The sequence below is a fragment of the Peribacillus deserti genome (assembly GCF_016909175.1).
Lineage (GTDB): Bacteria > Bacillota > Bacilli > Bacillales > DSM-1321 > Paraperibacillus > Paraperibacillus deserti.
The window spans coordinates 70,646-84,226 of sequence record NZ_JAFBFI010000012.1; the positions used below are offsets into that span (position 1 = coordinate 70,646).

General features: G+C 38.8%; 15 protein-coding genes. 9 read left to right on the forward strand and 6 right to left on the reverse strand.

Annotation, left to right across the window (positions count from 1 at the left end; genetic code table 11):
- Nucleotides 1-113: 113 nt before the first annotated feature.
- The 3 genes from JOC77_RS13630 to JOC77_RS13640 are packed head-to-tail and all read left to right on the forward strand — an operon-like array spanning nucleotide 114 to nucleotide 2,717.
- Nucleotides 114-1,109 (forward strand): sulfonate ABC transporter substrate-binding protein, encoded by a 996-nt coding sequence (locus tag JOC77_RS13630; RefSeq protein WP_239558756.1) that lies wholly within the window; start codon nucleotides 114-116, stop codon nucleotides 1,107-1,109.
- Nucleotides 1,110-1,135: 26 nt separating this feature from the next.
- A complete protein-coding gene (gene ssuC, locus JOC77_RS13635) occupies nucleotides 1,136-1,906 on the forward strand; it encodes an aliphatic sulfonate ABC transporter permease SsuC (protein ID WP_239558757.1) in 771 nt (256 codons plus the stop codon).
- Nucleotides 1,907-1,934: 28 nt separating this feature from the next.
- Nucleotides 1,935-2,717, forward strand: coding sequence for an ATP-binding cassette domain-containing protein (locus tag JOC77_RS13640; RefSeq protein ID WP_204544102.1), 783 nt, complete (start codon nucleotides 1,935-1,937; stop codon nucleotides 2,715-2,717).
- Between the two features lie 26 nt (nucleotides 2,718-2,743).
- On the opposite strand, the gene JOC77_RS13645 is transcribed toward JOC77_RS13640, so the two are convergent.
- Nucleotides 2,744-3,517, reverse strand: coding sequence for an alpha/beta fold hydrolase (locus JOC77_RS13645; RefSeq protein WP_204544104.1), 774 nt, complete (start codon nucleotides 3,515-3,517; stop codon nucleotides 2,744-2,746).
- Nucleotides 3,518-3,702: 185 nt separating this feature from the next.
- On the opposite strand from JOC77_RS13645, the gene JOC77_RS13650 reads away from it, so the two are divergent.
- The 4 genes from JOC77_RS13650 to JOC77_RS13665 all read left to right on the forward strand — a co-directional run bounded on the left by JOC77_RS13650 (nucleotide 3,703) and on the right by JOC77_RS13665 (nucleotide 6,730).
- Complete coding sequence (locus tag JOC77_RS13650; RefSeq protein WP_204544106.1) at nucleotides 3,703-4,959, forward strand: MFS transporter; 1,257 nt, start codon at nucleotides 3,703-3,705, stop codon at nucleotides 4,957-4,959.
- A gap of 59 nt (nucleotides 4,960-5,018) precedes the next feature.
- On the forward strand, nucleotides 5,019-5,174 hold the full coding sequence (locus tag JOC77_RS13655; protein ID WP_204544108.1) for a hypothetical protein: 156 nt from the start codon (nucleotides 5,019-5,021) through the stop codon (nucleotides 5,172-5,174).
- Between the two features lie 180 nt (nucleotides 5,175-5,354).
- Nucleotides 5,355-5,984, forward strand: a complete 630-nt coding sequence (locus JOC77_RS13660) for a YhbD family protein (RefSeq protein ID WP_204544110.1) — start codon at nucleotides 5,355-5,357, stop codon at nucleotides 5,982-5,984.
- Between the two features lie 11 nt (nucleotides 5,985-5,995).
- Nucleotides 5,996-6,730 (forward strand): polymer-forming cytoskeletal protein, encoded by a 735-nt coding sequence (locus tag JOC77_RS13665; protein WP_204544112.1) that lies wholly within the window; start codon nucleotides 5,996-5,998, stop codon nucleotides 6,728-6,730.
- 58 nt (nucleotides 6,731-6,788) lie between these two features.
- Here JOC77_RS13665 and JOC77_RS13670 read toward each other — a convergent pair whose 3' ends face one another.
- Nucleotides 6,789-8,936 carry an MMPL family transporter gene (locus JOC77_RS13670; protein ID WP_204544114.1) on the reverse strand — a complete coding sequence of 716 codons (2,148 nt, stop codon included), beginning with the start codon at nucleotides 8,934-8,936 and terminating at the stop codon, nucleotides 6,789-6,791.
- 182 nt (nucleotides 8,937-9,118) lie between these two features.
- Here JOC77_RS13670 and JOC77_RS13675 point away from each other — a divergent pair, with 182 nt between their 5' ends.
- Nucleotides 9,119-9,319 carry a cold-inducible protein YdjO-related protein gene (locus JOC77_RS13675; RefSeq protein WP_204544116.1) on the forward strand — a complete coding sequence of 67 codons (201 nt, stop codon included), beginning with the start codon at nucleotides 9,119-9,121 and terminating at the stop codon, nucleotides 9,317-9,319.
- Between the two features lie 258 nt (nucleotides 9,320-9,577).
- Nucleotides 9,578-10,396, forward strand: a complete 819-nt coding sequence (locus JOC77_RS13680; protein ID WP_204544118.1) for a histidinol-phosphatase HisJ family protein — start codon at nucleotides 9,578-9,580, stop codon at nucleotides 10,394-10,396.
- 121 nt (nucleotides 10,397-10,517) lie between these two features.
- Here the strand turns inward: JOC77_RS13680 and yidC are convergent, their stop codons facing one another.
- The 4 genes from yidC to JOC77_RS13700 form a co-directional block, all read right to left on the reverse strand.
- Entirely contained in the window at nucleotides 10,518-11,303 is a 786-nt protein-coding gene (gene yidC, locus JOC77_RS13685) for a membrane protein insertase YidC (protein WP_204544120.1), read from the reverse strand.
- Nucleotides 11,304-11,748: 445 nt separating this feature from the next.
- Nucleotides 11,749-11,895 carry a hypothetical protein gene (locus JOC77_RS13690; protein ID WP_204544212.1) on the reverse strand — a complete coding sequence of 49 codons (147 nt, stop codon included), beginning with the start codon at nucleotides 11,893-11,895 and terminating at the stop codon, nucleotides 11,749-11,751.
- A gap of 2 nt (nucleotides 11,896-11,897) precedes the next feature.
- Entirely contained in the window at nucleotides 11,898-12,089 is a 192-nt protein-coding gene (locus JOC77_RS13695; RefSeq protein ID WP_204544214.1) for a hypothetical protein, read from the reverse strand.
- A gap of 104 nt (nucleotides 12,090-12,193) precedes the next feature.
- Nucleotides 12,194-13,429 carry an MFS transporter gene (locus tag JOC77_RS13700; protein WP_204544122.1) on the reverse strand — a complete coding sequence of 412 codons (1,236 nt, stop codon included), beginning with the start codon at nucleotides 13,427-13,429 and terminating at the stop codon, nucleotides 12,194-12,196.
- Between the last annotated feature and the right edge of the window lie 152 nt (nucleotides 13,430-13,581).

Sequence of the window (13,581 nt, forward strand, 5' to 3'; positions counted from 1 at the left end):
CTATCCTTCTTAGAATTATGTATGGGTTTTATACAAGCCGGGACAGGAACCTACTTTTTCTTTTGACATATGCTGACAGTGAGCAATCAAAAAGAAGAGAAGGGCTGATTCCGTTGAAGTATAGTAAACGATTATTATATAGCTTATTATGTTTTGTATTATCTGCCAGTGTCCTGTTAACTGCATGTTCAGGCTCAAATACAGCCAAAGATACTACTGTGAATAAAAAGGCTTCCGCAGTGAAGGAAAAGGCTATCAAAATTGGCTATCAAAAAAACGGCCCCCTGGTTATATTAAAATCTCTCGGTACCCTTGAGAAACAGCTTAAGGGAGAAGGATTTCAAGTAGAATGGAAGGAATTCACGGCCGGACCGGCGCTCTTGGAGGCATTAAATGTAGGGAGCATTGATTTTGGCAGAACCGGGGATTCACCGCCTATATTTGCACAGGCGGCAGGTGCCCCTTTTGTTTACGTTGCAGCAGGTAAAACAAAGTACAAGGGAAGTGCGATCCTTGTCCAAAAAAATTCTCCAATCAAAACACAAAAAGACTTAAAAGGGAAAAAGATAGGCTTTGCTAAAGGGTCCAGTTCACATTATCTTCTGGTGAAAGCCCTCGAAAAAGCAGGGATTTCCTACAAAGATATACAGCCGCAATTTTTACAGCCTGGAGACGGTCGTGTGGCGTTTGAACAAGGAAATATTGACGCCTGGGTTGTGTGGGATCCTTTTACTGCAGATACAGAGCTGAATTCCAATGCGCGGATGCTGGTTAATGGAAAAGGACTTTCAACAGACCGTGACTTTTTCTTAGCTAACAAGGACTTTGCCAATCAGCACAGAGATATAATTGATATCGTACTGGAGGAAATTCAAAAATCATCTGATTGGGCCAATTCAAATCATAAGGAACTGGTAGCTGTCCTTTCACCACTTCTTAAAATCGATGAAAAGTCGCTGCTTCTCTCTGCCCAGCGCCGGCTATACGGAATCGACCCTTTGACTGAAGACATTATTAAAGAACAGCAGGAAATTGCAGATATGTATTATAAGCTGAAAATTATTCCAAGTAAGATACAAGTAAAGGACTTGATTGATACAGGGCGCTGATCTCAATAAAATGGAAGAGGGGATTTATGATGGTTAACCGGAGTAAAAATCGCCCAATCGATCTTTTAATTCCATGGGCGATTCCATTTCTTCTCCTTATTTGCTGGCAGCTTTTCGCTTCGCTGGGAGCAATACCTCAGAGGATTCTCCCTGCACCACTCGATGTATTCCGGGCAGCAGCAGAGCTGTCTAAAACAGGTGAACTCTCCGATCATATTTCCATTAGTCTTGGAAGGGCAGTGACTGGTTTCTTAATAGGGGGAAGCATCGGGTTTATACTTGGGCTTTTTAATGGTGTATCCAAAATCTCTGAACTATTATTCGATACTTCCATACAGATGCTAAGAACGATCCCGCATTTAGCATTAATTCCTCTTGTTATATTATGGTTTGGAATAGACGAAACTTCCAAGATTTTCATTGTAGCACTAGGTGTGTTGTTCCCAGTGTATATCAATACTTACCATGGAATAAAATCGGTCGATAAAGGGTTGATAGAGATGGGGAAAGCATATGGCCTAAAGGGATTTTCCTTATTTCGGACCATTATTTTTCCTGGTGCATTATCCTCTATTTTAGTTGGATTTCGGTTTTCTCTGGGAGTAATGTGGATGACACTTATCGTTGCTGAAACCATTTCAGCCCATTCAGGAATTGGATATATGGCCATGAATGCGCGTGAATTTATGCAAATGGATGTAATTGTGCTGGCAATTGTCCTTTATGCTCTCTTTGGCAAGCTATCGGACGTTATTGCCAGATTAATTGAGGGGAAATGGCTGCAATGGAATTCTTAGATAGTGGTCAAAAAAGGAGGCACAGTTCATGGAATCACAAAGGTTTGAAGCTCATATTTCGCTGAGAAACGTAAAAAAAACTTATAATAACCGTCCTGTACTGGATGGAATCAATCTTACAATAGGCAGAGGTGAGTTTATAGCCGTTGTGGGCAAAAGCGGCTGTGGAAAGAGTACACTCTTGAGGATTTTAGCGGGCTTAGAAACTAGTGATGAAGGTTCAATACTGATTAATGGAAATCCACTAAAAGGAATAAATCAAGATGCCCGGATCATGTTTCAGGATGGCAGGCTTCTGCCTTGGAAAAAAGTCATTGATAATGTAAGAATCGGTCTTAAAGGGGAGTGGGAACAGGAGTCCTTCCGTGCTTTAGAGAATGTGGATTTAATGGACCGGGCTGATGAATGGCCAGGCAAGCTTTCAGGAGGACAAAAACAAAGGGTAGCTTTAGCGAGGGCTTTGGTGCATAAACCAGAGGTCCTCCTGTTTGATGAACCGTTAGGAGCTCTGGATGCATTAACAAGATTGGAAATGCAGAAGCTGATTGAAAATATTTGGAAAGAACACAAATATACATCGGTCCTTGTGACTCATGATGTAGAAGAAGCAGTAGCTATTTCAGACCGGGTTATCTTAATTGAAAATGGCAGGATTGCCTTAAATCAAGAAATCAGCCTGCCAAGACCTAGGCTTAGAACTCATCCAGCCTTTACAGAATATGTTGAGGATATATTAAATCGAATCCTTTATCTAAAAAGTGAAAAAGATATGCATTTAATTGTAAATAAAAAGAAAAAGAGAGTCTTTTGAGAAGCTCTCTTTTTCTTTTTTTGTGTTTATATTCCATGCTGCTCTGTGGTTTTCATAAAGGCAGCAATTTCGCCATTCACTTTCTCCCACTTTTTCAAGATAAGGCCGCTTCCTTTTATAATAACCTCTTTACTTCCAGGCATTTCATTACATAAAGCAGCAGATTTGGCTGCGAATTTTGATTTAACCCCTAGTATTACAAGAGAAGGAACGGAGATTTCCTTAAGGTGCGGACTTATATTAAATTCCAAAAGATTTCTATAATCAGAAATCCATACTTGTATATCAGACTTTCTCATATGGTTTTTTAAAATCTCTCGTAAATGTACATCATTCGTTAAATGGCTGGATATCAGCCTGATTGCAAGCTCTTCCCGTTCCTCAAGCATTTTAATGGAAGCTTTATATAGATAATGGTGCAATCGCTGTTCAACCCGTGCAAACCCTTCGATCAGGATAAGAGCTTTCACTTCTTTTGGGAAACGCAGTGCTGCTGTCAAGGCGATCGCACAACCGCCAGAATAGGCTGCAAGATGAACGTTCTCAAGTCCAAGCTTTTTGATGAAGAAAAATACTTCCTCTGCTCTCTCCTTCAGGGAAATCCTGGACAAGCAGCTCCCGCTATCCCCGCTCCCGCTGAGATCAATAGCTATGATCCGAAATTTATGTTTAAGATAGGCGGATTGATAGCGGAATATTTTTCTTCCGACACCTGGAGGGTGAAGAAACAGTATAGGGGTTCCTTTGCCTTCGTCCTCGTAGTAGGTATATTTTCCATTAATCATTACATGTTTAAGCATACAAATCCCTCAGATAAACGTTTTGTTATATCTTCCCCAAATTGCTAAAAAATACAAGCACACTAGAGAGGGAAGAAAAATTAATTCAGGGTCATACTAATTCATAGTAAAAGTTCCGGTCTATAAGAAACGCCAAAGCTTATGGTTGAATTTAATTTTTTGTTGTTGAAAAGGAGCATTTTTGTATGGCAGAAGATACAAAACAAAGCGAAAAGGTGAGTAACTGGTGCCTGATCAGTATGGCATCCATCCCCTTAATCATGACCCTGGGGAATTCCATGTTAATTCCGGTATTGCCTATTTTAGAACGAAGGGTAAATATTTCTCCTTTTCAATCCAGTTTAATTATCACGAGTTATTCTATTGCATCCATATTTCTTATTCCTGTCGCCGGCTATTTATCAGATAGAATAGGCAGGAAAAGAGTAATTGTTCCGAGCTTAATTATTGTTATGGCAGGCGGACTGGTCTCTGCCTGGGCATCCTGGAGGATGGCTGACCCTTTTTGGACCATTATTGTGGGCAGGATTTTACAGGGGGTAGGTGCAGCAGGGGCGGCACCAATAGTCATGCCATTAGTAGGGGATTTATATAAAAAAGAAGACGAAGCAAGTTCATGTTTAGGTATTATAGAAACGTCAAATACGGCCGGAAAAGTTTTAAGCCCTATATTGGGTTCAGCTCTTGCAGCCTGGGTTTGGTTCTTACCTTTCTTTTCAATAACCATATTTAGTGCAATAAGCGTTATTATGGTTCTTTTCTTTATTAAGGCACCTAAAACAATGGATAAACCTAAGAAGATAACGGAATTTATCTCAAATACCAAGGAGATCTTTAAGCAGGAAGGAAGATGGCTGTATACGATTTTTTTTATCGGATGCTTCGCCATGTTTATCCTCTTTGCTGTTCAATTCTTTCTTTCTCAGGAGCTGGAAACTAAGTACCACGCAAAGGGCATAAATAAAGGACTGCTGCTTGCCATTCCCCTTGCGTTTTTATGTATATCGTCTTATATCACCGGACGCAAAATAAAAGGCGATAAAAAGCTGATGAAAAAGTTAATTTATATAGGATTGATGATCCTTTCTGTTTCTATAGCATTTACCAGCCAATTTGACAATTTAATTATCCTTTTGGCAGTAACCAGCATTTTTGGAGCTTCTATTGGTCTTCTTCTCCCCACACTTGATGCATTGATAACGGAAAATATAGAAAAAGAAGAGCGGGGGACTATTACTTCATTCTATAGTTCTGCCCGGTTTATAGGTGTGGCTGTTGGCCCTCCAGTTATGGCTTTCTTGCTTAAGAACAATCCATTATGGGGATTTATTGGTTCCGCATTAGCTGGACTACTGCTAGTTTTTGTGGTGAAGAAATTTATCAGAGTAGAGGACAGTGCATCTAATAAGGGGGGCGGCAAAGAGCAACAACCAGCTCCATAAATCTGAGACATACCTAGATATTGAAAAAATAAACTATTCGAGTTAAAGGATGAATCATTATGACAAGAGGGCAAAAAAACCTTGAACAATATAAAATGCCTCATATTACAGACAAAAAAAGAGACGTAACGTATCGAGTTGGGTATACAGCTACCACTGGTAATCAAACAGGGAATACAGATGAACCGGGTAAAAGATCTGATTGGCCAAATTAAAGTACGAAAAGCAAGCCAGGAGATGGCTTGCTTTTTTTTGAATTAAATTGATTAATTATGAGGCAGGAAATAGTTATAAATAAATTGAATGACTTACTCCGACAAAAAGACAATTCTGAGTTACAACTCATTTACAGCGTAACAGTGTTATGTTACACTGTTTTCGATGGGAGGTTAATTATGAATGATGAGTTAATTTCTAAAAAAGATCTGCTGGAACTGACTGGCATTTCCTACGGACAATTGTACAGATGGAAACGAAAAAATCTTATTCCTGAAGAGTGGTTCGTCAGAAAATCTACTTTTACAGGACAAGAAACCTTTTTTCCTAGAGAACAGATGTTATCCAGGATTAAGAAGATTCAAAACATGAAAGATGATTTATCATTAGACGATATTGCTGACTTACTATCCCCGGATCAAACCAGTTTCTCTATATCTAAGGAAGAAATATTGAAACAAGAAATAGTTTCTAAGTATAGTCTGGTTCAATATGCCGCTATTTTTCCTGAGAGGGAAGAATTATCCTTTTATGAATTAATTTATTTACATGTGCTAGATTCTCTGCTGGTATCAGGAGACATTCATGTGGATGAAGGAAGAATGGCTATTGAGTTCCTGCGGGAACATACTCAATTAATAAAACAAGGAAAGTCAAGATTGATTTTATTAAGGAAAATGGGTGTTTCATCTTGTTTACTGCTTACAAACACAGAAAGTGTTTATGCTGACAAGAAAACAAATATAGTATTTGATGCAGCCCTGGATTCTTTAGCTGAAGCACTTAAAATAAAAATTCAAGGAAAATAGGAGGACTATTTATGAAAACTGAAACAAAGTATCCTTTAAAAATTAATGGGTCAATGACAGTCCCAGGCGGAGCTTTTACGGAAGTTCATATCAATGGTTCAGGAAAAATCACAAGTGACTTCTGCTGTGATAGCTACCATGTGAATGGACAGTCTCATGTAATCGGCAATATAACGGCGGAAGAAGTCACAGTGAACGGTAAGGCAGATGTTCAAGGGAACCTAACAACAAAAGAAATAGTAATCAATGGCAAGGCAGATGTTACTGGAAATATTCAGGCCAGCGATATTCAGATTCATGGCAATCTGAACATTGAAGGTAATGTTGCTGCAGATGATTTTGTTTCTAAAGGGAAAACTACGATTGAAGGAAACTGCGAAGCTGAAGATTTTACTTCTAAAGGAATTATTCACATTAGCAAAATGCTCAATGCAGATTCTATTGAAATAAAATTAAATGCTGACAGTTACATTAAAGAAATCGGCGGAGAAGAAATTAAAATCAGAAGAGAAAGTATGGCCAATGGATTAGGAAAATTAATCTCTTTTTTGGCAAATCCGAAATCAAGTACTTTCACATCCGATTTAATTGAGGGCGATGAAATTTATGTGGAATTTACAACAGCTGAAATTGTAAGGGGAAATGAAGTGCAAATCGGTCCTGGCTGCACCATTAGGAGAGTGGAATACAGAGACGAATTAACTGTGGATCCTTCTTCAACCATTAAAGAGACCATACAGAACTAAATAGTTTCTTTGTAAAAAAGCCCTTTTCTGCAGCGTTTATACAGAGCAGGGCTTAAATTTAGTGATCTGTTATTTTTTGTTTTTTTCTAAAAGGCATCCACCAGTTCAAATCTCCAAGCAGTTTCATTAATGAAGGTACCAGCAGAATTCTGATAATAGTGGCGTCTATTAGAATAGCGATCGCTATTCCAATACCAATCTGCTTAACAGGAGTAACTCCAGTAAAGGCAAAAGCCCCGGTGATCACAATCATGATAAGTGCGGCTGAAGTGATAATTTTGCTGGTAGATGCCAGACCCTCAACAGTTGCTATATCATTATCACCTGTTTTTTTATACATTTCCTGTATTCTTGATATCAAAAATACTTCATAATCCATGCTCAGTCCAAATACCAGACTGAATACAAAAACGGGAAGCATTAATGCGATATCGGAGCTTTCAAGTCCAAAGTGGCCTTCCTGAAAAAGCCAGACAAGGATCCCGAAAGTAGAGGTCAGGCCTAAAATATTCATAGCTATGGCTTTTAACGGAATAACAACTGATCTAAAGGCAGCCATTAATATAAAAAAAGTGGATAGTAGAATGATCGAGAAGCCAAGGGCGGCCTTGTTATATATTTCGTCGAAAATTTCTTGATAAAATTTAACTCCGCCTCCAAACTGAAGCGGATAATCCCAGTCAGCCTTGCTCCACGTACGGATCCAGTCCTTTGCTGCAGCGGATTTTTCTTCTTCTTTTAATGTTACAGTGAGAAGCAATTTATCCCCGCTGATGAATTGCCCCATATACCTCTGGATGGACCTATTTAATTGTGGATTATTCATAGCGTTTAGCAGCTGTTCACTTGATTCCATGCGAGTGATGCTGTAAATGGATTCCACTGAAGAAACAGCAGCATCTTCTTTTAACCGGTCAACCAGCTTTTTCATGTCCTTCAAGCCGGCTTCATCTCTCCAATTTCCAGGGCGTTCTGCCACCACATAAGCGATACTTCCTTTGCCGGCATGGAAAGCTTCCTCAATCTTATCCATAGCCTTTCTTGATTCATAATGCGCAGGAAGTGCATCTACTTCAGGGATGGCCAGTTTCATTCCGCTTACTGGCAGGATGCCGATTAAAAGGATTACAAAGGCAGTTACGCCGATAATAATTGGATGTTTCATGACATGCCCAGCAAACTTCCTCCAGCCATCATTCTGATTTGTTTTTGGTTTGAGAATCATCCATTTATTAATATTTGACCCCAGTATGACTAAAAAGGAAGGAAGCAGGGTCAGAGCAGAGAGAACGGAAACGGCCACTACGACCATACCGCCGATGGCTACTGTCTGGAATATATTGATGTCAATTACCATCATGGCAGCCAGGCCGATGAATACACACAGCGCAGAAAACAGTATGGATTTTCCTGCTGTTTTTATGGTGATTTTTACCGCTTCATCTCTACTGTTCTTCTTAAGCTCTTCACGGAAACGGTTAATAAATAAGAGAGCAAAATCAATACTTAATGAAAGTCCCACCATTGGAATTACATTGAGCACGAAAACCGATAATTGCATTCGATCGCCTAGAAAGGACAAAATTCCAAACGAAATGACAACTGTGATTCCTCCAATTAAGATAGGTATAACCGAAGCAGCGAGGCTGCCAAAAGCAAGAAGCAGAACGATTAATGCAACAGGCAGTCCAATCAGTTTTGCACGTTTCAAATCTTCCTGGCTGGCTTTATTCATATCATCGACAACTATCGGAGTTCCTGTTATAGAAATACCCTTTCGGCCCTCCAAAGCCTTTTTAATTTGATCAGTCTCATATTTCACTTCATCTTTTGATTTATCGAATTGTATAGAAGCATAAGCAATTTCCGGCTTGAAGAGCTTATCTTCCTTGAGCGGTGAAAGGATCCCGTTGTCTATGTGCAGGTTTTCTACAGCAGATAAACCATCCGAAATACTCCTTTTAAACTCTTCCCCGGACTGGCCCCTCTGCTTTTCAAATAGGATGAGGACATTGGTGCTCGAGCGATGGAACGTTTCGTTTAATTCGTTTTCAACGGTCTTAAATTCTCCTTCTGTTTCAAATCCGTCACCCTTAAGGACAGAGGGGAGCTTTAAAGCGGAGGCGCTTAATCCCAATAATAACAAGACCCAGACTGCCACAAGATAAACCCTGTACCTTACAATCATATTGCTCAATTTCCTCATATTTACTCTCCTTGGCAGAGTATTATCTGCAGAACTATTTCGTGGTTCATGCAAAAGAATAAACTCTGAATAATGATGATTGTATAAAAGTTATTATTTTACATATGCTATTAGCAATTATATATGAAAAAGAGCAGGCCAGGTTAAAGAAAAGCTGCTACAAACCTTTGGGAGGAAACTGTATGTACGCAAAAAAACCGCCTATAGAATTTGAACCTATTATCGAAAGCACTGATGTGTATTCCTGCGCAGGAGACTCCTGCAATGGCTGGATGAGGAAAGAGTTTGTATCAGATACCTTAGACTGCCCTTTATGCGGAAGCAGTATGATTGAAGAGGTTAGAGACCTGCCCCAGATGAAAAAGAGCTATAATTTCTACTAGAAATCCGGCCCCTTGTATGGGGCTGGATTTTTATTTTCTAATTTATATAAATACCTGAGCACTCAGCTTTTTCTCCTCTTCATTCCCCCTTTTTTTAAAAAAACTTTCATTTACTTTGTATAGAGCCGTCTTGCTGCCCTGAATCGTACTATGTTAAGGTAAAAGTTTATGTTCGGGAGAGAGGTCATGGTATCATAAAACTATATTTTAAACAGAAAGTTTTAATAGGAAAAACTTAAGAAAAGAAGAGGTATAAGTATGTTTGATTATCATGTACATACAGAGTTTTCAGCTGATTCAAAAATGCCGATGGAAAAAGCATGTGAGACTGCTTTGGACATGGGACTTAAGGAAATTGCCTTCACTGAGCATCTAGATTACTTTTATCCAAATAGTGAGTTTATTTGGGAGTTTGATTATTTTCAGTATGCTCAGAAGGTCGAATCCTTAAGGAAACAATATGAAGGTCAATTAACCATTCTAAAAGCCGTTGAGGTTGGCATGCATCCATCCACGTACGAAAAAAGCAAAAAATTCACAGATGACCATGATTTTGATTATATTATAGGATCGGTCCACATAGTGGAGGATTTAGACCTTCATAATGGTGATTATTTCAAGGGGAAGAACCTTAATGATTCTTTAGAAACATACTTCAAAATCGTTCATGCCTATGTTAAAGAATACCAGGACTTTAACATTTTAGGCCATTTAACTTTAATAAAACGATATTTGCATTTTGTCAAATCCCACTGGCAGCAGGTAAAATGGGAGAATTATTTTGATATTATTGAAGATATTCTCAAGTCATTAATTGAGACAGGAAGAGGCATAGAAATAAATTTATCCGGGTTTCGTTACCGCCTGGACTGCACACTCCCCAATCTGCCTTTTGTAAAGCTGTATAAAGAACTTGGCGGAGAAATTATCACAATAGGGACCGATGCTCACAGTAAACACTTTGTGGGCAAGCATTTAGATACCGGGTATGAAATACTGAAAGAAGCAGGGTTCGAATATATTACAACATTTAAAAAGAGAAAGCCAATCTTTCATAGAATCGATTCTCTGTTTTAAACTATAAAGAAGCTGCACCCTGACAAGAGGCTGCAGCTTCTTACGTACAGACTAGTCCAAGGAATAGGTAATGGTTAACAGAAAAGTCTGCCCCGTAAATGGGCAGACTTGAGACTTTGTTTCACTTTATAGGAGTATTTCCTGCTTGCAGTTGAATTGGTTTCTTGGTTATCCTTCTGCCAAGCTCCGTTTGAAGCAGTAAAAATAATCCGCCAATTGACCAGTATAAAGGAAGCGCAGCCGGGGCGTTGAAAGAAAAAAGCAAGATCATAGCTGGAGACATTAAGCCCATAAACTTCATAGACTTTTGCTGTTCTTCAGGCATGTTTTTCAGAGACAGCCTAAATTGTAAGTAATAGATGAAGCCGGCAGCAATAGCCAGCGCATGATCTGCATGCCCAAGGTTAAACCAAAGAAAAGAATGTGACGCAATATGGTGAGAGCCCTTTATGGCATAATAAAAGCCCATTAGAATCGGCATTTGAATAAGAGCAGGAAGACAGCCTAAGTTCAATGGGGTTATTCCGTGTTTTTGGTATAACCCTGCGATTTCCTGCTGATACTGTTTTTGCGTTTCCGGATCTTTGCCAGATTTCATTTTCTTCTGAAGAGCGGCTAGTTCAGGTTTGAAAGCTTCCATTTTTCGTTTCATTTCTGTTTGAGTCTTAATCTGCCTCAGCGATAATGGCATTAAGATCAACCGGATAATGAATGTCATGCAGATAATGCTGAGTCCATAATTTCCATGAAAAATGGATGCAAAAAACTCAATGGCTGCTGTCATAGGTTCCATAAATATATGCTCGAAAAGAGTACTGCCGGCATTGCCATCCTTAGAAGAACAGCCTGACAGTGGTAGTGAAAGTAATAGTAAGGATATTACAGAGAGAACCCGCTTATACATCATATTCATATTCCTCCTTGTTATTTGCTTGTTAACTAAGGAGGATAGAAAGAGGTTCGTCTGAGTTCTGAGGCTGTTTTCTTCTAATAAGACTAATGAATTGAGTTATTGGATTTGTTTTGCACTGATTTCTTTTTTCTAATGTATAAGAGGTATTTCTATATACCTCATTATCCTTTTTGAGTTTAAGGCGATTATACCCATAAGATATATAATAGAATGCTGCTGGAAGAAGGACTGTAAGCAGTAAACCAAGACATAAGGCTGTCCGAAGCAGATGATAATCAATTTCTACGAAACTTTCCCACATAACAGTTTCCTCATTTTAAAATACTTTTTGTGTATTTTAACATGGGGGAGATAAAATCACTAGTGTACCTGGTATTTCTACGTTAGAAATGACTTAATACTCAGCCCGTAATAGAGTCTGCTTGGCCGGTTGCAGCCTCTATTTGTTTTTGGAATGATATTGTTTGGCAAGCATTTCTTTCGCCTGGTTATAGCTTAAACCAGAATTTCTATTTAATCTTTTAACTTCTTCAATGTCAGTTCCTGTAATTGTGTACTTCGTATCTTTCTTCATACCACTGTCCATTTTTATAGATTCTCGTTTTGCTGGCCAATTTCTTTAGCTCCAATGATCGCATTACCAAGCTCCAATTCCTTGTGTTCATTAACGGAATCACCCGGATAATTCTTAGGGTTAGGAAAAGAATCATCAGTTTCTATGGTTAACTCTGTCTTTTTTGGAGCCTGAGTTAAAAATTCATCGTTTTTTTGTTTGTGCACATTAAACACCCCTTTTATTTTATTATAGTGTCGAAAAAAAGAAGGTTTATTCCAGAGAAGCCGGGGTATAAAAGAAAAAAACTGTCCCAAGCAGACAGGTTTGATTAACGGAAACGAAAATGAAAGGCATTCGCAATTCTTCTTCTTTCCATTTTTAATGCTACAACTAAAAACGAAAACGCCGATCCCAATCTAATCAGGGAAATAATATTCATGGCGGAGTGCATGCCCGCATGGTTCAGGATTAGTACACCCAGCTGCGGTGCAGCAAATCCTACAAAGGAAAGTAAAAAGTTATAATTCGCAATATAATTCGCTCTGTTCTTTTCTGGTGACGCTTTTAACAGCTGATTAAATAAAAGTAAATTTGTTCCGGCAACAAAAATGCCTGTCCAGAAATTAATAGCTGTGATATAAAGCAGATTGGTGGAAAGCATATTTAAGGCAGGAGCTGAAGCCATGCCCGCCGCTGCTATGAATAATACCATTGTATTACCGTATTTATCTGCGTACTTTGCCCACCATTTTATGCTTAATATCTGGGCTGCCTGGTTAGTAACGGCAAAAATGCTCAGCCAAAGGGCAGTTGCATGTGCATCTTTAATTTGATAAATACTGAACAAAGACCAGGCCATTTGTGCTGCAAAGTTATATAAGAGAGCACATGCAAGAAAAGCTGTGTAGGGTTTATGCTTAAACACTTCAAGGGAAAATTTCCTCTTTGGCTTTTCCTGGACAGGCTTTATTGTTAATTCTTCTTTATGTTTTGAAAGGTAGTACACTTCGATCAAGGCAAAAGCGAAACCTGCCAATATCAGAATTTGATAGGGAAATGAACTGTCTTTGCTGTATTGCTCGAGGAAGAATCCGGTTCCAAAGGTCACAATTAATGCCGCGATATTATTAATTCTGTTTCTTGTGCTGAAGAAATCGCCTCTTCTTTTTTCTGGAATTATCTCACCAATCATGGTCTGCCAGGAAAGGTTAGCGAGTGCCCCAGGAAAGTTAAGTAACGCTATTAAAAATACCAGCAGCCATGCTGATATAGAATCGGAAAAAAAAGGAATGAAGAATATGAGCATAAACAAAAACCGTGTTGCAAATGTAGATATTACAGTGAAATTCTTTTTGCTTTGAACCCGGTTTAGTAAAATGGCTCCAGGGATTAAAGCGATCATCCCTATAATAGATGGAAGTGATGTAATTAATCCCATTTGCTGATTGCTTGCTCCTAAGACACCTAACGCCAATAGCGGAATATATCCATTTACAGTATTGATGGAGATAGTTTGTGCGAGACCGCTATATATGCTTGCTTTTTCATTTGAAGATAAACTCAATTGCTCCAATCTCTCCCTTTTTTTTTTGATTGACCAAGTGATTGTAATTGTTCGCTTCTCAAAATACAAGAGTGCGCAAAAAAAATAGGAAATAATACACAAGTGCAAATAATGGAAAAAAGCAAGAGCCCATAGAAAAGGGATCTTGCTTT